Source organism: Ruminiclostridium sufflavum DSM 19573 (genome assembly GCF_003208175.1).
In the GTDB taxonomy this organism is placed as follows: Bacteria; Bacillota; Clostridia; order Acetivibrionales; family DSM-1351; genus Ruminiclostridium; species Ruminiclostridium sufflavum.
Genome location: NZ_QKMR01000016.1, coordinates 24,537 through 46,522 on the forward strand (window position 1 = coordinate 24,537; position 21,986 = coordinate 46,522).

Annotated in this window: 14 protein-coding genes; 12 read left to right on the forward strand and 2 right to left on the reverse strand. The window is 36.9% G+C overall.

Features of this window, described 5'->3' with window-relative positions; genetic code table 11:
* The first annotated feature begins 90 nt into the window (after positions 1–90).
* From spo0A to LY28_RS13215, 9 genes are all read left to right on the forward strand, one after another.
* Positions 91–942: a sporulation transcription factor Spo0A gene (gene spo0A / locus LY28_RS13175; RefSeq protein ID WP_110462664.1), complete on the forward strand. Its 852-nt coding sequence runs from the start codon at positions 91–93 to the stop codon at positions 940–942.
* Between the two features lie 350 nt (positions 943–1,292).
* Positions 1,293–1,982 (forward strand): response regulator transcription factor, encoded by a 690-nt coding sequence (locus LY28_RS13180; protein ID WP_110462665.1) that lies wholly within the window; start codon positions 1,293–1,295, stop codon positions 1,980–1,982.
* Between the two features lie 55 nt (positions 1,983–2,037).
* Positions 2,038–3,555: a sensor histidine kinase gene (locus LY28_RS13185; RefSeq protein WP_207658095.1), complete on the forward strand. Its 1,518-nt coding sequence runs from the start codon at positions 2,038–2,040 to the stop codon at positions 3,553–3,555.
* A 183-nt stretch (positions 3,556–3,738) separates the two neighbouring features.
* Complete coding sequence (locus LY28_RS13190) at positions 3,739–5,430, forward strand: S1C family serine protease (protein ID WP_242981275.1); 1,692 nt, start codon at positions 3,739–3,741, stop codon at positions 5,428–5,430.
* A gap of 177 nt (positions 5,431–5,607) precedes the next feature.
* Positions 5,608–7,092 carry an HD domain-containing phosphohydrolase gene (locus LY28_RS13195; protein WP_110462666.1) on the forward strand — a complete coding sequence of 495 codons (1,485 nt, stop codon included), beginning with the start codon at positions 5,608–5,610 and terminating at the stop codon, positions 7,090–7,092.
* Between the two features lie 21 nt (positions 7,093–7,113).
* Positions 7,114–8,601: a glycogen synthase gene (locus LY28_RS13200; protein WP_110462667.1), complete on the forward strand. Its 1,488-nt coding sequence runs from the start codon at positions 7,114–7,116 to the stop codon at positions 8,599–8,601.
* Positions 8,594–9,235, forward strand: a complete 642-nt coding sequence (nth, locus tag LY28_RS13205; RefSeq protein ID WP_110462668.1) for an endonuclease III — start codon at positions 8,594–8,596, stop codon at positions 9,233–9,235. The genes LY28_RS13200 and nth overlap by 8 nt, the downstream gene beginning before the upstream one ends.
* A gap of 226 nt (positions 9,236–9,461) precedes the next feature.
* A complete protein-coding gene (locus LY28_RS13210) occupies positions 9,462–11,639 on the forward strand; it encodes a cell division protein FtsA (RefSeq protein WP_242981277.1) in 2,178 nt (725 codons plus the stop codon).
* A gap of 55 nt (positions 11,640–11,694) precedes the next feature.
* The gene (locus tag LY28_RS13215) at positions 11,695–13,386 is read left to right on the forward strand and encodes a sensor domain-containing diguanylate cyclase (protein ID WP_110462669.1); all 1,692 of its coding nucleotides are present in this window, start codon (positions 11,695–11,697) and stop codon (positions 13,384–13,386) included.
* On the opposite strand, the gene LY28_RS13220 is transcribed toward LY28_RS13215, so the two are convergent.
* Positions 13,376–14,059 (reverse strand): hypothetical protein, encoded by a 684-nt coding sequence (locus tag LY28_RS13220; protein ID WP_110462670.1) that lies wholly within the window; start codon positions 14,057–14,059, stop codon positions 13,376–13,378. The genes LY28_RS13215 and LY28_RS13220 overlap by 11 nt on opposite strands.
* A gap of 933 nt (positions 14,060–14,992) precedes the next feature.
* Positions 14,993–15,181 (reverse strand): 50S ribosomal protein L28, encoded by a 189-nt coding sequence (gene rpmB / locus LY28_RS13225; RefSeq protein ID WP_110462671.1) that lies wholly within the window; start codon positions 15,179–15,181, stop codon positions 14,993–14,995.
* Positions 15,182–15,458: 277 nt separating this feature from the next.
* Between rpmB and LY28_RS13230 the strand changes: the two genes are divergently transcribed.
* The 3 genes from LY28_RS13230 (at position 15,459) to recG (ending at position 21,934) form a co-directional block, all read left to right on the forward strand.
* Positions 15,459–17,117, forward strand: coding sequence for a sialate O-acetylesterase (locus LY28_RS13230; RefSeq protein WP_110462672.1), 1,659 nt, complete (start codon positions 15,459–15,461; stop codon positions 17,115–17,117).
* 427 nt (positions 17,118–17,544) lie between these two features.
* The gene (locus tag LY28_RS13235; protein WP_110462673.1) at positions 17,545–19,539 is read left to right on the forward strand and encodes a methyl-accepting chemotaxis protein; all 1,995 of its coding nucleotides are present in this window, start codon (positions 17,545–17,547) and stop codon (positions 19,537–19,539) included.
* A 307-nt stretch (positions 19,540–19,846) separates the two neighbouring features.
* The gene (gene recG, locus LY28_RS13240) at positions 19,847–21,934 is read left to right on the forward strand and encodes an ATP-dependent DNA helicase RecG (RefSeq protein ID WP_110462674.1); all 2,088 of its coding nucleotides are present in this window, start codon (positions 19,847–19,849) and stop codon (positions 21,932–21,934) included.
* Positions 21,935–21,986 lie beyond the last annotated feature (52 nt).

The following is a 21,986-nucleotide window of genomic DNA, read 5'->3' on the forward strand; positions in this document are numbered from 1 at the left end:
TTAATGAAAAAACTTGTAATTATGTCGAGTTCAAAATATAATAGAGACATGACATATTTTGGTAAAATAAAAAAGTAGGGGGTTATTGCATTGAGTAATAATAAAATTCAAGTACTTATTGCAGACGACAATCGTGAATTCGGGGATATCTTAAGTGAGTATCTGTCAAATCAAAATGATATCGACGTTGTAGGTCTGGCAAGAGACGGGTTGGAGGCTGTTGATTTAATACTCCAAAATACTCCGGACATCGCAATACTGGACATAATCATGCCTCATCTTGATGGATTGGGTGTATTGGAAAAAATTGCCGAGTCAACCATGGAGAAAAAACCATTATTTATTGTATTATCAGCTGTAGGACAGGACAAAATTACACAGCGTGCACTTGCACTTGGGGCAGAATATTACATCGTAAAGCCATTTGATATGGATGTTCTGGTAAACAGAATCAGACAGCTGAAAAATAATACTTATTTGACAGCTCCTCAGACATCTATTTCTTCAACAATCTCATCTCACAAAAATGAGTATTTTACTACCAGTGCTTCTGCTGAGAAGAGACCGGCCCATATCAATAATACTTCAAGAAGTCTGGAGGTTGAAGTAACCAATATTATGCATGAAATAGGTGTTCCGGCCCATATTAAGGGCTACCAGTATCTGAGGGATGCCATTATGATGGTGGTAAAGGATTTGGATGTAATTAATTCAATAACTAAATTATTATATCCAAGCATAGCAAAGGATTATAATACTACTCCAAGCAGAGTAGAAAGAGCTATACGCCATGCAATCGAAGTTGCGTGGAGCAGAGGTCAGGTTGAAGCCATAGACGCTCTGTTTGGATACACTGTGAATATTGGAAAAGGCAAGCCTACTAATTCTGAATTTATAGCTATGATAGCAGACAAATTAAGATTAGAAATGAAAGTAAGCTGATTTATTTATTTGATAAAATTATATTTTTAAAATATGTCAAAGCTCTTCTGTTTTATTGTTTAAAAGCGGAGGAGCTTTTTGTATTACCCTATATTTTATGATGCGGAGCCTTGAGCACTAATGGAAAATCTTGGGACTGTTATACTTCTTATGCGGGAAAGCTGAGTAATATAATAATAATTATTTGTTAACATTTTAATTTTTATATTACATTTTAATATACTATTGATATAATTAAATAAAATATGCCTGTGTGCAGTTGAGGGATAAGCGTTTCCTAATTAATATAAGGCTATATAAATATGGTATAAAATATTAAAGAACTGAAATAAATAAAAGGGGGACATGATTTGAATAGCAAAAGCAAGGTACTGATTGTTGATGATGACAGAAATATTTGCGAATTAATAGGATTATACCTTCAAAAAGAAGGCTATGATGTAATATTTGCATACAATGGAATTAATGCCGTAGATATTTTTAAAGCGCAGACACCCAGTCTTGTGGTGTTGGACATAATGCTTCCGGGGATTGACGGATGGCAGGTGTGCAGAGAAATTCGAAAGGTCAGCTCGATTCCTATCATAATGCTTACGGCAAAGGGTGAGACCTTTGATAAGGTGCTTGGATTAGAATTGGGTGCCGATGATTATATGGTCAAGCCCTTTGAGCCCAAAGAGCTTGTAGCTAGGATCAAGGCTGTTCTAAGAAGATATGAGCATAAGGAAGTGGACACTCAGGAGGTTGCGTTTCCGAACCTCATAATAAATAAGAGCAATTATACAATAAGACTAAAGGGCAATTTGATTGAGATGCCTCCTAAGGAACTCGAGCTTTTATTCTTTTTGGCATCAAATCCCAATAAGGTATTTACCAGAGAGCAGCTTTTGGAACATGTCTGGGGCTTTGATTTTTATGGGGATTCAAGAACGGTTGACGTTCACGTAAAAAGAGTAAGGGAAAAAATTGATCTTGACGGACAGACCTGGCAGCTTAAAACTGTATGGGGTGTGGGATATAAGTTTGAAGTGAGAGGTTAAGAGGCAGCTTTGCTTTTAGACTAAAATTAAATATGATGATGGACGTGGATAAAAAATGAAGTTTAGGCTGAAAAACACAATATTTAAAAAGCTGGTAACTGTATTTATTTCACTGCTTGTGCTCAGCTATATAATTACAGGGGGATTTCTGTACTATTTTTTAAATGACTACGGGACCACCCAAAAGGTATCAACATTAAAAAGAAATGCTGAAGTTATAAAAGAAACGTTTACTGTACTGTACGGAAATATGGACGGCACATCATTGAAATGGTTTCAGAACTTCCTTAATCAATCAAGTGTATTAAGCAATTCAATGATTTGGATAGTAGACAATAAAGGCCATATTGTATATAGCGAGCCAAGTATGCCGGAGAGTCTTACCTCTAAATATATAGATGACAGCAAGCTTGCAAAATTACCGGATGTCAGGCAATATGCGGATGTTATGGACGGCGGAAATGAAACCTTGGTAAAGACAGGGGATTTTTTCGGCTTTTTTGCAGATGATGCCTTTAAAAATGACGGCAGTTCTTGGGTAACTGTTCAAATGCCTATTAAGGTAATACCCAGCAGCGGCAAGCAGATAACTATAGCTGCTGTTTATTTGCATACTCCTGTGCCTGAGGTTCAGAGACTGCAGTTTTCGGTATTCAGGCTTTTCATGATTTCGGGCGGGTTGGCAATATTAATAGCAATTTTATTGGTGTATGTGTTTTCTGTAAAGTTTACAAGGCCTTTAAAACAAATTAATCAGGCGGCAAAGAAAATTGCAGGCGGAGAATTTAGCAACAGGCTTGTAGTTAACTCCAAGGACGAAATTGGACAATTGGCAGACAGCTTCAATCATATGCTGGATGATTTGCAGGAGCTGGAGGAAATGAGAAGAGGCTTTATTGCCAATGTTTCTCATGAGCTCAGAACGCCGATGACCTCAATAAGAGGCTTTGTTGAGGGAATACTTGATGGAACCATTCCTCCTGATAGGCAAAGGAATTATTTATTTATTGTAAAGGATGAGGCAATCCGACTCAGCAGGCTTGTCAGCGACCTTCTGGATTTGGCAAAAATGGAGGCCGGAGAAATGAATCTCAATATAAAGCAATTTAATATAAATGAACTTATCCGAATATGCGTAATAAAGCTTGAAACGCTGATAACGTCTAAGAATCTCGAAATAGAAGCAAATTTTGCCATTGATAATCTTTTTGTGACAGCAGACAAGGATTCAATTGAAAGAGTAATAATAAATCTCTTGCATAATGCGGTAAAATTTTCTAATGAAAACGGGAAAATTATTTTAGAAACTGTAAAGAATAAAGAAAAGGTCTTAATATCAGTTCAGGATACAGGAATTGGAATTAGTGAAGAGGACATTAAACGTATTTGGGACAGATTTTACAAAACGGATAAATCTCGCGGGAAGGATAAGACCGGAACAGGATTGGGACTTGCTATTGTAAAAAATATTATTAATGAACACAATCAGGATATTTGGGTAGAAAGCAAGGTTGGGGAAGGAACTAAATTTACATTTACGCTTGACTATTTCAAGAATAGCTTCGAAGATTAACACTTTGTTCATAATTTTTTAAAGAAGTTTTATTAAAATTGTTTAATAACTGATGTACAATTTATATGCAGGAATCGGCGCGGAGGTTAGCTTGAAAGAAACAAAATGCGGTTGCAAAATAAATAGCGTACCGCCACGGTGCTTTACCAAATTTTTGTGCCCCGATTGGGCGTGGAGGTTAATATGATTGATGAAAATAATGATAACGGAAACGTTAATCAAAATAACGATAATTTAAGTGACAAATACGGATATGGTGACAGCGATTACCGGAATCAGGCAAACGGGAATGAAATGGCACAGAGCTCCGGTGACAAGGAAACAGAGGCTGTTATTCCTGACACAGGTAATGAACAGGGTACGAAGGCTATTATTGAAAATACCGATAAAGCCCATAATACAGGAGCTGTTGCTTCTGATACCGGCGGTATTCAAGAAGCAAAGGACAGTGCTCGGGCTGACGTTGATGCAGAGGCTGTAAATAACATATCTGGAACTTCTGATTTCCACGAAAGTAATAATTCAGGCGGCGGTTTGAATCCGGCAGAGGACAATTATGAAGGCCTTTCAGGATTAGGATATAATCAGAAGGAAAGCTGTCAGACTCAAAATCCATGGCAGGCGCAAAATATAAATAATGGCTATGGATCTAATAATATGAGCAGCTATTATAAGGAAAAATACAAGAAAACCAGCAATAAGAAATCAGATGTCTGGAAGTATGTATTGGTTTCATTAATCAGTGCTATAGTGGGAGGAGCAATTATATCTGTAATGCTTCTCGTTGTTGCGCCGGTAGCACAGCCAAGGCTTAAGGATTTTCTGGGAGTAGGCTCTCAGAGCTCAAATGGAAGCAGTGAATCAAAGTCGGGTGTAAGTGAGATTAAAAAGGTTGAGATAGTTCAAACCGGCGAAAGTGCCGTAACAAGTGTAGCTGAAAAGGTAGGCCCTTCAGTGGTTGGAATCAGGACTTCATATCAGAGCACAAATGAATTATTTGGCTCAGAATCTGATTACGGTGAAGGCTCAGGGATAATAATAAGCTCAGACGGTTATATACTGACAAACCATCATGTTGTGGAAAATGCTTTAAATGATAAGACCAGAGACATAAAGACCGGCTCAAAAATACAGGTGTATCTGCCTAATAAAATAGATAAGCCGTATGTTGCATCAATAAAGGGATATGACTCGAAAACTGACTTGGCTGTTTTAAAAATAAGTGAAAATAACCTTCAGGCGATAGAATTCGGAAACTCGGATAACCTTAAGGTGGGGGAGCCTGCAATAGCCTTCGGCAATCCGGGGGGGCTTGAATATATGGGTTCCTTGACAACAGGTGTTATAAGCGGCTTGAATAGGACTGTCCAGCTTGACGGAGGCAAAAAAATAAGACTTGTTCAGACTGATGCTGCTATCAATCCGGGAAACAGCGGAGGTGCGCTTGTAAATATTAAGGGGCAGCTGATAGGCGTAAACACGATAAAGATGGTTGCTACCGGCTTTGAGGGACTGGGATTTGCTATCCCTGTTAATGATGCAAAAGATATTGCCGATGAGTTGATCAAGAACACTTATATCTCTAAGCCATATTTAGGAATAACCGTAGATAATAGCTATACTGAGGAGGTTGCCAAGGAAAATAATCTGCCTATGGGAGTATTCGTAGCTGACGTACAGATACTTGGAGCTGCGCAGAAGGCGGGTATAAAGGCCTTGGATATTATTACGAAGTTTAATGACGTTTCGGTTACCTCATATGATGAGCTTGAAGAGGAAAAGAATAAATTCAAGCCGGGGGATGCTGTAAATGTAGAAGTTTATAGAGACGGAAGTAAAAAGACCTTAAAGGTTACATTGGGTGAAACGAAATAACGAAAGAATTTTTAATAATCAGGGTACAGCATATACTATGTTTGTGCCCTTTTTTATTTTATAAAATAAATTTATTTCACAAAAATATACATTTTATGTTGCTAATGTAACAAAAAAACTTTAAAATTAAAGGTGTGAGTATGCATTGCTTTTAAAAATTTACTAATGGAGGAAGGTATGAAATTTAGTAAGTATTACATTTATATTATAAAATGTATTGCTTTGATTATAACTATACCATTGCTTGTTTACGGATACACTAAACATTATATGATTTTATTAATAATTAGCCTGATAGTAGGTTTGATTCTTTTTGGCTTTAATATTTTTGAAATTGTTTCAATAGTGAAATCAGAAGCAAAAAGAAAAGACAGATTAAAGAGGATTATCAGGACTAAAGCCATAAAGGTTTTGGAAAATACGCGTTTTTTATATGCAAAGAAAAACGCTTTGAATGCTTATGCTTTATTAAGTCAGAAGCAGGATGAACTGGAGATATTAAGAATAACATCTGAAAAGTTTAATTCTATTATGGATGTAGACAATATCGTTGAATATATTTTTGATATTTACAAGAGATTTACGAATTGTGACAGGTGCTTAATTTGCTTCAAGGATATCAAGACACAGGATATTTATTGTAAATATGAGTTCGGGGATATTTTATTTGGTGAGGTTGGCAAGTTCTTTGACGATGATTCGGTTATTACAAAATGCTTTAACACAAATTCGGTAGTGGCTAATTACAGTATTTTTATAAATAAAAGGGGTATATACGGGGATAAGGTTGCAATTCCCCTGAGCATTTCAAATGAACAGCTGGGAGTTATATTTTTAGAAACAGCTATGAAGAATACTTTTAATGGTATTAATTTGCCATTCCTCAAAAGCCTGTCAAACTATGCTGCCGTTGCTATTAACAAGGCTGAGCTGTTTAATGATGTTTGGGCGCAGAAACAGGAGATTGAGGCTTTGTATGAAGAAACGGCTGCTGTGAATGACGATTTGAATTATAATTTGGAAAATCTCAACAAAGCCAAGGAAGAGCTGAAGCTTAAAAATGAGGAGTTGCTGAAATATTCGGAAAGTCTCAATACCGGATATATTCAGACTGTAATGTCGCTTGTAAATGCAATTGAAGCAAAGGATGCGTATACAAGCGGACATTGCCAGAGAGTTATGGAAATTTCCTGTGAAATAGCTGCCAACATGAATCTTGATGAAGATTCAATTCAGGATTTAAAATATGCAGCTGTATTGCATGATATTGGGAAGATTGGTATATCCGCCAGAATTCTGAATAAAACAGACAAGCTTACGGAACAGGAATATGAAGAAATAAAGAAGCATCCTCAGATATCATATAATATACTAAAGAATGTAGAGTTTTTGAACAATGGATTGAGAGCTATACTGGAGCATCATGAAAAGTATAACGGCTCTGGTTATCCTAATAGTCTCAAGGGTGAAGAAATAAGCCTGTTAGGCAGGATATTGTGTGTGGCGGATGCGTTTGATGCCATGACCAGCAACAGGACGTATCGCAAGGGTATGACCATGGAAGTGGCTGTAAATGAAATAGAAAGATGCAAAGGTATCCAATTTGATCCGAAGGTTTCTGATGTGTTTATAAAAATGATAAGGGAACTGGTTAATACTTAAATACACCTTGGAGGTAAAATAGTGAAATCAAATAAAAAACAACTTAAAGTGCTTTTTGTTTCAGCTGAGGTTGACCCATTTGCCAAAACCGGAGGATTAGCTGATGTGGCAGGTTCACTGCCTAAGGAGCTGTCTGTGCTGGGTCATGATGTAAGAATTGTAATGCCAAGATATGGGGTTATCAGTACAAATGCCAAATATGTTGCAGATATTCCTGTAGAAATAGGACATAGAACGGAAACCTGCGTAATAAAAGAAAGCAATATTTTTGACGAGGATAACAGGGAAGTACCGATTTACTTTATAGAAAATCATAATTATTTTAACAGGAAGGGTATCTATTGCTATTTTGATGATGCCCAAAGGTTCATACTATTGTGTAAAGCGGCACTTGAGATGTTGCCGGCTATCGGCTTTAAACCGGATATCATTCATTGCAATGATTGGCATACAGGGCCTATTTGCTTGCTGCTCAAAGAAAAATACCAAATGAATGACTTTTATAAGGATATTTCAACGATATATACAGTTCATAATTTGGAATACCAAGGCAATTTCAGCGCAGATGTTACAAGATATCTGAATTTAAAAGAGGGGTATTTTGTTCCTGAAAAGGCAGAGTTTTATGGAATGTTCAGTTTTATGAAATGCGGGCTTGTATATTCTGATATAATTAGTACCGTAAGTAAAAAGTATGCTGAAGAAATATTAACAGAAGAATACGGCGAAAAAATGGAAGGCGTTTTAAACAGCAGAAAAGAGGATCTTTTCGGTATAGTAAACGGCATTTCATATGAGGAATTTAATCCGGGCAAGGATAAATGTCTGTTTGCAAATTTTGATAAAGGTAATGCTGAGCTGAAGAAACTTAATAAGCAGGCTATTCAGGATGAGCTGAATCTGCACAGAAGTCAAGCTCCGCTTATGGGAATAGTAACAAGGCTTACAGGGCAAAAAGGACTTGAGCTTTTATTAGGATGTATTGATGACCTGATTATTAAGGAAAATGTTCAATTGATTGTTTTAGGACTGGGAGATGAATGTTATCATAATGCATTTTCAGAGCTGCAAAAGAAATATCCCCTTAATGTGGCGGCATTTTTTGAATTTAATGCTGCTTTGGCAAAAAAAATATACGCTGCCTGTGATATGTTTTTAATGCCATCCAGATTTGAGCCTTGCGGTTTGGGACAGATTATCAGTCTCAGGTATGGAACTATACCTGTAGTGCGGGCGACCGGAGGTTTGGCTGAGACTATTATAGATTATGATGAAAACAATTCAGAGGGAAATGGGTTTTCTTTTGATGAATTTTCTGTCAGTGAATTTGATAAAACAATTCAAAGAGCTGTCAATGTATATAAAAATAAGCCTGAGATATGGCAAAAGCTTATATTAAGGGCACTGAACAGTGATTTTTCATGGAAGAAGCCCACAAAGGCGTATCTTGAGCTGTATGAATCAGCTGTTGAAAGGAAAAATAAAGGTGTATTAACTGTCAATGAATAAAAAAGATAAGGTTACTCAAATATTACAGATTTTTGATGGGTTATATCCTCATGCAGAGTGTACGCTTGATTACAGCAGCCCTTTGCAGCTGCTTATTTCAACGCAATTGGCTGCTCAGTGTACAGATGCAAGGGTAAATATAGTCGCAAAGGCTTTGTATGCTAAATACAAAAGTGCGGAAGACTTTGCTGCTGCAGATATTAGTGAGCTGGAACAGGATATTAAGCCGACCGGGTTTTATAGAAACAAAGCTAAAAATATAAAAGAATGCTGCAGAATACTTGTAGATAAATATAACGAAAAGATACCGGCAAATATGGAAGAGCTTACTGCTCTTCCCGGTGTAGGACGTAAGACAGCTAATCTTGTGCTTTATGAGGTGTATGGTATTCCGGGAATAATTGTAGACACACATGCCAAGAGGCTGTCTAATCGAATTGGATTAACAAAAAATGAAAATCCCGAAAAGATTGAATACGATCTTCAGAAAATAGTGCCCAAGAAAAGATGGGCAGATTTCTGTCATATGTTAGTATCTCACGGTAGAATGGTGTGTAAAGCTAGAAAACCCGAATGTGAAAATTGCGGAATAAGGCAATATTGTGATTATTACACTACTAAAGTCAATTACTAAAGCGATAACAGTCTTCGCACGATTAAAATATCGGGACGAGCTTTATTATTACGGAGCTAACGCAAATTCGGTGTCAGGGCGGAGTTAACTGTAAAAAGGCGATATTGGGAATGGAGGTTGGCTTAAAAAGACTCAAAAGCAAAACTTGCGCAAGCATAGTGTTTTTTTGAGCGAACACGAGTGCAGCACCAAATTTTTTGTGCCAAAAGTGGGCGTGGGGGTTAATATGACAAACAAACAGACGATATCAAATATGAAGAAAAATATGGAAAAACAAAACCACGAAAACAAAGTAAGCAAGGCAAAAAAAGAGAAAAAAGCAAGCTATGACATTGAAGATTTGATTTTTTCTCTCGACATAGGTACAAGATCTGTAGTTGGCATAGTTGGTTATTATGAAAAGGAATGCTTTAAGGTTGTTGCGGCAGAAATTGTTGAGCATAAGAGCAGAGCTATGCTTGATGGACAGATTCATGATATTGTTAAAGTTGCGGAAGTAATAAGTGAGGTAAGAGGCAAGCTGGAGAAGTCACTTGGCATTACCTTGTCGAAGGTTGCTATAGCAGCGGCAGGAAGAGTATTAAAAACCAGCCAGGTGAAACTTGAATATGATATTGATGCTGACAGCGAAATAAGTGAAGAGATAGTCGGCGGTATGGAAGTAGATGCTGTTCAAAGTGCTCAGGTCAAGCTTGATGATGAATTGGACGATGAAAAGACAGTTTTTTATTGTGTTGGGTACAGTGTTGTAAATTACTTCCTTAATGGGTATGTTATATCGTCTTTGCTGGGACACAAGGGCAAAAAGATGGGAGTAGAGGTGCTGGCTACTTTTCTGCCTCGTGTTGTTGTTGACAGCCTGTATACTGTCATGGATAAGGTGGGACTCAAGGTACACAGTCTCACTCTGGAGCCTATTGCGGCTATAAGCGTCACTATTCCGAAAGAACTTCGTTTGCTTAATTTGGTATTGGTTGATATCGGAGCAGGAACATCGGATATAGCAGTTACACAGTCAGGGTCGGTTGTGGCTTATGGAATGGTACCTATTGCCGGTGATGAAATTACTGAAAAAATTGCGCATAGTTTTTTAGTGGATTTTAATACTGCGGAAAAGATAAAAATAGATATATCCTCGGGGACGGAAACAATTAAATTTAAAGATATTCTTGGGAAAAATAATGAAATTTCAAATCAGGAAGCTTTGGGAATGCTTGATTCAACAATTGCTCTATTGGCTGACAGCATAGCGGAAAAAATTCTTGAATTTAATAAAAAAGCTCCGAATGCAGTATTTTTGATTGGCGGTGGGAGTCAGATACCCGGATTGACAAGCAAAATTGCTGACGGCTTGGGCATTCATGAGGATAGAGTTGCAGTAAGAGGAAGGGATGTAATACATAACATAAAGACCAAGCTTAAAAAGTTATCAGGGCCTGAAGCAATTACCCCCCTTGGTATTGCAATGATGGCCTATATCCAGCAGGGACAGGATTTTTTATCGGTAACATTGAATGGTGAAAAGGTAAAGCTTTTAAACTCTAAAAGGCTGAGTGTTGCGGATGCCTTGATTTTAGTGGGATATAATCCGGATATGCTGATAGCAAGGACAGGCAAGTCCTTGAAATTTAGTCTTAACGGTAAGCAAATGTTTTTGAAGGGTGATTACGGCGTGGCTTCTGAAATTTATGTGAATGACAGTACAGCCAGTATAGATACTCAAATAAAAAACGGGGATGTCATTATCGTTCATCGGGCTAATAACGGAAAGAATGCCAGTCGATGCGTTATGGATTTCGTTGAGAATCCTGAGGGAATTATAATAAGCTTAAATGGTGATGCTTTATCACTTGTACCCAAAGCTGAGATAAATGGCGAGGCCTGTGATCTGTATACTGATATTAAGGAAAATGATAAGTTGAATATCTATGAGACTGTTACACTAGGAAACTTAGTACAGGACTTTGAGATTAATTTAGATGGCAGGGAGCTTTTGGTTAATGGAGAAGAAGGAGGCTTTGACTATATACTGCAAAATGGTGACTATATAGAATATCATCATGTATTTGCCGATATGGAAAGCAGCTCCGGAAAGCATAACGAAAAAATAAATGCTGAAGCTGCCAATATTGATGATTCAAGTACCATCGGCAGCATTGAGAATGATAAGCAGGGCGTCGGGAACTCGGACAGGGAGAGCTACGTTATTGTTAATGGAGAGAGAATTGTTCTCAAGGAATACAAGGCATATATTTTTGTGGATATTTTTAGTTATATAAATTTTGATTTATCTGCCCCTAAGGGAAATATTGTACTAAAGCTAAATGGAAAATCTGCAAATTTTACCGACAAAATCCAATGCGGTGACGATATAGAAATTTATTGGGAGAAGTCTAAACTGTAATCAAGTTTAACGGGTAAAAAGGTCTGAGAACCGATATGTAGTTTGTGGAGGATGTATGAATAAAATACAAAAGTTCGAAAAGGTATTAGGCGTATGCTGCTGGGGGTTCATAGCATTACTGTCTGTATCTGTATGCTTGGCGGTAGGGCCTGATTTTAAAATCGATAACATACTTGCACCCGACATAATGGTAATTGTTTTGATGTTTTTATTAAGCATTTATAATTTGGTGAGGTGGAAGTATGTCAGCAATAAATTTGTATATACCGAAAAAGTATTTGATGCTTTTAGAATAATTGAAGTTGTACTTGTTTCTATATTTATAATCGGCTCATATCAGTATATAGAGTACTGTATACTAATTGTTCCTATGATATTTTCAAGCTTGTCCAGAGGCAGGAAATTAAGCTTTACATTACTGGGAATCAGTATTCTGATTAAAATTGTAAAAGGTCTGATTTCATATTTTTTAATTGACGGTTATACACTTAGCTCGTCAGGCTTATTAAATCATTTATTGAGCTTGGCATGGGTATATATTGTTTGGATATCTTTAATTAATATTACGTCAGCCTTCAGTGAGCAAAATTATAAGAATGAAAAAGAAAATCAAAGACTGGTTGTTGAATTGGGAGAGAAATACGAACAGCTTGAAGCCGCTCAGAATGAAATTCAAATTCAGTATGATAAGCTGAAGGAATCCAATCACAAGCTGGAGGATACAAATTTACGCCTTACAAACAGCATTGCTGAGTTTTATACCCTTCAGCAAATTAGTGAGGCAATAGGCTCTATTTTTGACATTAATGAGCTTCTTAAGTTTGTAAATGATGTGATTATAGGTGTAATGGGTGTAAATTATTCTACAATTCTGCTTTTTGACCATAAAAAAAATAAGTTAAAGGTGCATTTTACAAATATAAAAGATAAAGAGGACCTTGCTATATTGGGTGACAATATTAATTGCAAGTTTCTGGTTGACATCTTGGAAAGTGAAAAGCCTATTCTTGAGAACAATGTTGTGCCCGATAAATATGATTTTATTAAGGCACGTATTATTGGTTCCTTTATATGCATCCCTTTGAGCTCAAAATCCAGAAAATTCGGATTGCTTTTAATTGAACATAAAAATCAGAATACTTTTAACAAGGAAAATTTGAGACTGGTTACAACTATCTGCAAGTCGGTAAGTATGGCAATTGAAAATGCCGAATTATATGCAAGTATGCAGGTTCTGGCAACTATAGACGGTCTTACGGGTGTATTCAACAGAGTATACTTCCATCAGAAATTGGAAAGTGAATTTAATACGGCAAGGGAATCGGGTTATGAATTGACTTTGGTCATATTGGATATAGACTACTTTAAAAAATTCAACGATACCTATGGCCATTTATTTGGAGATGTGGTATTAAAGAGTGTTGTCCAAACTGTAAAAAACAGCTTGAGGTCTACAGACACAATAGCCAGATTCGGAGGAGAAGAGTTTGTCATAATTTTGCCTCGGACCTCTATAAAAAGGGCATATGAGAAGGTTGAATTTTTAAGACAGAAAATTGCGGATAATGTTATAACAGATAATCTGGTATCTGCATCTGTTACAGCAAGCTTTGGAATAGCAAGCTATCCTGAGACCTCGAAAAATCTTAATGAAATTATTAAGGATGCAGACAATGCATTATACAAAGCTAAGGATAACGGGAGAAACTGCATAGAGGTGGCTAAGGATTTTGATTTCAACCGGTAATTTTTAATGAATTGACAATACCCATAAAAATATTATAGTCATCAGTACCGTACTCGTTTTGAGGAATGAAGTAGCTTATTCTGTATAACTTGGAGTTTTTTGATAAGAAGGCCTCCAGAGCCTTGTATTTTCCTGAATCACTATTGAATGAATAATCCCACAGATAGCCTTCAATATTATTCACAACGATTTTTTCTGATTTAAAATCCGTAAAATTAACCATTGCTGTCTCCTTTGACTTTTTCAGAAAGTCCTCAAGGGAAAAGGGCAGGTTCCAAACCTGAATAAAACCGTTTTTCAATGTGTTCTCTTTGCTTTTAAAATTAATATGACATAAAATCTCGCTTCCGGGAAAGTTTGATTCATTAATTTCAAAAATTCCGGGATAGCTGAATTCAATTCCTTGTTCAGGACACTTATAGTTCAAAAAACTTTTATAGCTATCATTACTGGCTTGTATATATGGAACAGTTTCATCATTTTTTGAGTAAATATCAGAAATAGTAAGAGACATGGGATATGAAACAGACAGATACTCATTTACCATAACAACATAGTCTGCGGTTTTGGTTAATACTATTTTCGATATTATTACCGCTGTTACCAACAATATAAAGGCTAATGCCATAATATATATATTTTTTTTGTAATTTTTAACCAGTAATAAATACATTCGAGCTCTCCCATAAATATATTATAATCATGGCAATATAAAATAAATGAAAATATCTGTTTAATATTATTCCTTTTCTTATCAATTTAGAAGCTAAATTTAAAAAGCTTCTGTTCTGAATAAAAGATTTTGGAATTTGTATCACGAAAAGGCAACAACAGGAATATGATAAATAGTGAGGAGCTATTTTAGGGGGAGTGTGGCTGAAGGCTTGAAAATGCAAGGCTTATATTTCATGCATTCATCGTTCTCTTCACATTTTGAGCGAGCAAGCAATGCATAACTTTTTTCCTTACTATTTGTTTCACCGTCGGTATCGGTGAAATGCAGGCAGCTTGAAAGAAAAAAATGCAGCCGCATAATAAGCAGCACACTTCTGTGAAGCAGAGGTTCGCCCCAGTTGCTTTATTAAATTTTTGTGCCTAATCAGGGCGTGGAGGTTATTATGAGAATAGTTGTTGTGAAAATGCCTAAATTTATTGGCGGTATACTCAAAAAGGTTTTTAAAATAGGATGAAAAACTGTAGATGGATTAACTGCTGTCTATAATTTCATTATACATAAAGCTGTTGATATACAACCGGCATATGCTTAAATAACGGGTTTTACTTTTACAATGTCAATTACGGCTCAAGCCTTTGTACGATAAGATTACCGGGACTATACGTATCTTTTTTAGCTGATAATAATTGACTTTTAGTGCAGTAAAAGCTTACCGGGGTATGGGAGATAATTCAAGCTGAAAAACATGATTAATGTATCAATTAAAGAAAAATAAAAAAGCGTAAGAAAACGCTTTTTTATTTTAAAAAAATTAAATTTTATCAATCATAAAGTCAAAACCCAAACTGCTTTTAAAACCAGCTTAAAAGGATAAAAAACGATATTATATCGTCGTGAAGGCTTGAATAATAATTGACTTTAGTCAAATGATTAGTTAGCTCTGGTAACTTTGTTTGAACGCAGACACCTTGTGCATATACTAATTGATTTTGGAGTTCCGTTATCAATTATCTTTATTTTTCTAACATTTGGTTTCCATGTACGGCTTGTAGCATTTAACGCATGGCTTCGATTATTTCCAAATACAGTTGCCTTACTGCAAATTTCACATTTTGCCATATATTACACCTCCTTTAATTTATGGAGAATTCTAGTTTCTCTTAATTCGACATCAAAGCAATAACTATTTTAACATAACAGAACTGTTAACTCAAGCTTTTTTGAATATTAAATTTATTTTTTCAATTATCCGTTGCCTATACAAAGGTGACTTCCTTTACTAAATTTACTTATAGTGTTAAAATATAGATATAATTATGGACTTGCTTTTACGTCTTCTTCTGATTTTTCCATATTATTATAAAAGTTTGACCATGAAATAAAGGGGAGGATTTAAATGAAATCATTTAAAATTAAGTTTTTTTCATTTTTGATTTCTGCAGCTATTTTGTTTGGAATAATGCCTGTTTATCAGGTAAAGGCGGATTCATCAGCAAAACCATTTTTACATCCGTTATTTTGCAGTCATATGGTTCTGCAGAGGGATGTTGAAAATGTAATTTGGGGGTGGACAAGTCCCGGAGAAAAGGTGTCTGTTGAGATAGATGGGACAGTTTCAACAGGAACAGCAAATTCAGACGGCAGGTGGATGGCTTCTATTAAGCCTTTTTCAAAAGGCGGTCCATATAAAATTAGGGTTTCAGGAGCATCCACCGTTACCATAGAGGATGTGTATTTTGGTGAGGTCTGGCTTTGCTCGGGGCAATCCAATATGGCTATGCAGCTTCCTTTTGTTTTGAACGGGGATATGGAAGCGGCAAATTCAGCTAATACTAACATAAGATTTTTTACTACTCCTTACAGCAGTACTGCAACTCCAAGTGACACTTTTGGCTATGTAAGCAGCTGGTATATATGTGGTCCCAATACTGTAGGCAATTTATCCGGAGCTGCTTATTTTTTCGCAAAACAGTTAACAAAAGAGCTTGATGTTCCTATAGGGATAATTAATTCCTCCGTGGGAGGCTCATTCATTGAAAGCTGGATTAGCAATGATGCTTTCGCAGGATTTTTGAAGGAAGCCAATGATTCCTCTTATAATCCTACCTCGCCGAATGGGTTCTATAATGGTATGATAGCACCGCTGACTCCGTTGAAAATCAAAGGAGTTATGTGGTATCAGGGTGAATCTAATACGCAATTCAATTATTTGTATGAAAAGCAGCTTCGTACCTTGATAACGGATTGGCGCACTGCATTCGGACAAAGTCAGGCACCCTTTGTTGTTATTCGGCTTCCGGGTTATCAGAAGCTTCAGACAAGTCCTGTTGAGGATGCGCCGTGGAATATCATCAGGGAAGGACAATTAAGCATTGCACAGGGTGATAAAAATGTCGGTCTTGTAACAACCATAGATATAGGAGAAGAAGATATACATCCGCTAAATAAGCAGGATTTGGGATACAGGGCTGCTCTGTGTGCTTTGGGGAAATTCTACGGCAGAGATATTACATATTCCGGACCTATTTATAACGGAATGGTAAAAGAAGGCGGCACAATAAAAATTAACTTTAAAAATACAGGCAGTGGATTAATGGCAGGCTCAAAATCAGGCTTGGAGCCGGTGAAGGAAGTTACACAGCTCAAGGGATTTGCCATTGCAGGCTCTGATGGGAATTTCGTATGGGGTAATGCAGCTATTGAGGGCAATAGTATAATAGTATCGTCACCTTCAGTAGCACAGCCGGTTACTGTCAGATATGCATGGGCTAACAACCCTATTGGAAATCTTTATAACAAAGAAGGCCTGCCTGCATCGCCGTTCAGGACTGACGGAGCCTTGGAAACTGTGCCGTCGGCGGTAAAAGGTGATATAAATAATGATTTGAACATTGATGCTCTTGATTTTTCACTCATAAGGATGCATCTCTTAGGTGTCAGGGAGCTTTCAGGTGATGCCTTTGATGCAGCGGATGTTGATTCAAGCGGTACGGTAGATGCACTGGACTATGCAATACTTAAAAAATACCTGCTTGGCATAATAAAGGAATTTTAGTTTTCAGCTTGGACAGGGCCCATTCGTAATTAGGTAAAGACCATAGCATAGCTTAAAAGCTTACTATGGTCTTTATTTTATGTGAAAATTTGAATTAAAATGCAAAAGAAAAATGTTGAAAAATATATTTTATACAATTTGATTAAATAAAAATGTTGAATTATAGCTTAAAACATGATAGTATATACCATATTATTCAATATTTTTATATGAATTACATAAATAGTACAATATATACTTAATTTACTTTAAATAGTCAATTGCAGTTACAGGCTTCCGCACGATAAAATACCGGTACGGTATATATTGTCTTTTCGGAAACATCATGCTTTCAGGCTGGTTGCTTTATGCAGTTTTAATTATTTTTTAAAAAATTTAGCAAGCATAAGTTATGAAGTGCCACTATTAAAAGGAGTTGTTGATTGTTATGAAATTGTCTTCAAAGATAGGAATGCTTTTGACGGTAGTAATTGTTATCATTGCTTCAGGACTGGGAACCTTATCGGCATATTTGAGTGAAATAGCTATTCTGGACAGAGCAGAGTTAAATATCACTCAAATAGGAAAAGAGTGCTCAAGGTACATTGATTTAAGTATATCAAGCAGAATTCAAATTTTACAGGAGATAGCTGACAGAACAGAAATCAAGAGCATGGATTGGAATACTCAAAGAGCTGCTTTAAAAGACGAGGTTGAAGAATTAGGCTATATAGAATTGGCAGTAATGGAGCCTTCGGGAGATGCGGCTTGTGTTTTGAGCGGTGAAAGGTACAATATATCAGACCGGGAATATGTTAAAAGAGCACTGAAAGGTGAAGGCTGCGTTTCCGATGTGCTTATAAGCAAGGCAACAGGTAAGACTGAGTTGGTATTTGCAGTGCCGATAACAATTGACGGAAATATAGCCGGAGTCTTAGTCGGACGTTCAGACGGCAATTCGCTTAATAAGTTTGCCGAGGATATTAAATACGGTGAAAGTGATTCCGCCTTTGTGCTTGGAAAGGATTCAACATTCTATTCCTATCCGGATGAGGAATATGTTCTAAATCAGGTAAATATCCTGAAAGATGGGGAAAAAGGCGGGAAATTCAGCGGATTTGCCAAGGAGCTAAAAAAGATTGACCTTCAAAAACAATCAGTAATTTATTATTCAATCGAAGATAAGGATTACATAGCTGCGGTTACACCGATAGAATCAACAGGCTGGCTTTTATGTAATTCTATTGACAAGTCGGATATATATCATACCGTTAATACACTGGCATTGAAAATACTGACAGCCAGTTTGGCATTTATCATTGTGGGATTCATATTATCTGTATTTTCAAGCAAAAGAATAACTAAGCCTATTATAATGGTTTCAAAAAAACTAAGTGATTTGGCAGCTTATGATTTTACTACATACAATGAGGAAATTAAGGAAAATGCCAAAAGGAAGGATGAGATTGGTCAGATTAAGCGGGCCTTGAAGGTTATGCAAGACAATTTGCTGCATTTGATAAAGGATATTTCGGATATTTCAGGCAGGGTTACAAATTCTTCTGATGAAATTAAATTAGCTACTCAGCAAATTGCCGCAATGGCTGATCAAACTTCCATCAGTGTAGGTGAAATGGCTAAAGGAGCCAGCGAGCAAGCGAAGGATACGGAGACCGGTTCTGATTATATGAGCGGTATGAGCGAAATTATACTTGAAGACAGCAAAAACAGAGATATTCTGAACAATGCGGCAATCAATGCAAATAAAACTAAAGATGAAGGAAATCTTATTGTTGAAGAATTAATGAACAAAACTAAAATTACAAATATTTCGATAACAGAAATAAATAATGTTATCATAGAAACACAAAAAAGTTCAGAAAAGATACAAGCTGCCAGCAAGATGATAGAACAGATTTCCGAGCAGACTAATTTGCTGGCGCTTAATGCATCAATAGAAGCGGCAAGGGCAGGAGAAGCAGGCAGGGGATTTGCAGTGGTAGCCGAGGAAATAGGCAAGCTGGCTGAACAGTCAAATAATTTTACGCGGCAGATAAATAACGATATCAGAAATCTGACAGATAATATTGATTTTGCGGTAAATACTATTGAAGAAATGGATAAAACCATAAACACCCAATCAAAAATAGTAGGTCAAACTAAAGAGAAGTTTGATGGGATCGCTTTTTCACTTGAACAGATAAAAACGGCGCTGTTGTCACTGAACAATTCCGGTAATGATATTGAGAACCGCAGAGATGAAATGCTTAGGATTCTAGGCAACCTATCAGCAATTTCGGAGGAAAATGCCGCTGCCACAGAGCAAACCTTGGCTACGGTGCAATCTCAGAATTCAAGCATGTCACAAATTGCAGATGCAAGCAGTGAGCTGGCAGAATTAGCCAAGGGAATTTACGCAAGATTAATTAAATTTAAATTTTGACAGTATTTATTATTCAGCCAGTTGTGATTCCAAATTATAAATTATTTAAACAAAAACCCTGTTTATCAAAGTAATTACGGCTTTCAGCCTATAGTAACCTACTTTGGCAAGCAGGGCTTTTGTTTTTGAGGATTTGGGCATCAGGGCTGTAAACTTAGGTTGTTTGATATTTACAGAAAGTATGGTACAATAACTTTTATATTACCAAAGTTTGCTTTGTACGATAAAATATCAAGGTGATATTCAAGGCAGTTTAGTTTTTGACTTATAATATGTTATAGCCTGGCTTGGTGTATGGAGGTTAAAATTGAAGCAAGTATCGTTTGAGGACTTAAAAAAACAATCCATCAGGTATATAAAGGGCGTTGGACAATCAAGATTAACCTTATTCAGCAGGCTTGAGATAAATAATATTTTTGAGCTTTTAACCTATTACCCCAAGGAATATGAGGACAGAAGCAGAATTAAAAACATTGCTGACCTTCAGGATGGTGAGCTGTGCTCGTTTGAAGGTACGATTGTTTCAAATGTAACTGTATTAAGGCCAAGAAGGGGAATGTCCATAGCAAAGGTATCTGTGCAGGACAGTACGGGGAAAATAACCGCTGTATGGTTTAACCAGCATTATATAAAAAGCTCTCTTGCGTTAGGAGCCAGTTATATATTTTACGGTAAAGCAGAAAGAAAATTAAATAAGCTTCAGATATCGAATCCGGTATTTGAAAAAATTGATACCAATCAATATGACAGCAATGAATTGAAAAGGAGCTTGAAAATACTTCCTGTTTATGCTTCCACAAAGAATTTGAGCCAGAATTTGATAAGGGCGATTGTTCAGGAAGCATTAAAGAGCTTAAGCAATGTTGAATTGGAGGATATGCTTCCACAGCCTGTCAGAGACAGGCATAATCTAGCTGATATTATGTTCAGCCTGAATCATATACATTTTCCCGTATCTGAACAGGATAAGGACAAAGCGAGATACAGACTGGTATTTGAAGAGCTGTTCATGCTGCAGCTGGGTCTTTTATCATACAAAAGTCTTGCTGCTTCTGCAAGACAAGGAATAAAATATATGCGGTTGAAAGAAATGGACGAATTCATAGGCGCGCTGCCTTTTCAGCTTACGGATGCACAAAAGAGAGTGCTTGGAGAAGTTGAACAGGATATGGAAAGCAATACTATAATGAATAGACTTATACAGGGTGATGTTGGTTCGGGAAAGACAATTATAGCGGTGCTGGCTTTATTTAAGGCGGTTAGATGCGGGTATCAGGGGGCATTGATGGTGCCGACTGAAATTCTGGCTGAGCAGCATTACAAATCGGTTAAGCCATTGCTTGAAAGATTTGGCGTTGCAGTTGAGCTGCTATCGGGCAGCCAGTCGAAGAAACAGAAACAGGCTGTTTTTGAGGGACTGAAAAATGGCTGCATAAATGTTGTTATAGGTACTCATGCGCTAATAGAAGATACAGTTGAGTTCTACAAGCTGGGATTGGTTATAACAGATGAGCAGCATAGATTTGGCGTGAGGCAGAGATCAATTCTGGCTGAAAAAGGCGGAAATACTGATGTATTGGTAATGACTGCGACGCCGATACCCAGAACCCTTGCACTTATATTATACGGTGACCTTGATATATCAATAATTGATGAGCTTCCTCCCGGGAGAAAGCCTGTTAGAACTTATTCGGTAAATGAATCGATGCGGGACAGAATTAATAATTTTATAAGAGAAACCGTAAAAGCAGGGAGGCAGGTATATATAGTATGTCCTCTTGTTGAGGACTCAGAGGAAATAGAAGCAAAATCAGCTGTGGTTACCGCAGAGGATATTGGGAATAATGTATTTAATGACCTGAAGGTTGGTATTATTCACGGTAAAATGAAGCCCTCGGAAAAGGAATCTGTTATGAAAAGCTTTGCAGCTTCCGATATAAGTATTCTTGTTTCAACTACAATTATAGAGGTTGGTGTAAATGTTCCAAATGCGACTCTCATGGTTATTGAAAATGCAGAGAGATTCGGACTGGCCCAGCTTCACCAGCTGAGAGGCAGAGTGGGGAGAGGAGAGGCTCAATCCTATTGTGTATTATTTAATCAGTCTAATTCAAAAGTAGCAAGGGAAAGAATGAAAATAATGGCACAATCAAATGATGGCTTTGTTATTTCAGAGAAGGATTTGGAAATAAGGGGGCCGGGAGAATTTTTCGGCATCAGGCAGCATGGATTGCCTGAACTGAAAATTGCCAATCTTTATAAGGACTTGGAAATTCTGAAGCTGGCACAGGAGACTGCTAAGGACATGGTTGCGGAGGACCCGGGACTTATGAACAATAAAAGGTTAAAGCAGTATTTAGCAAATCATTTCGGAGAAAAAGCCACACTGTCATAGTACGGTTTGTTAAAGCTCAGTTTCCGCTGTTAGCGAAGCTTTGCCTACATAT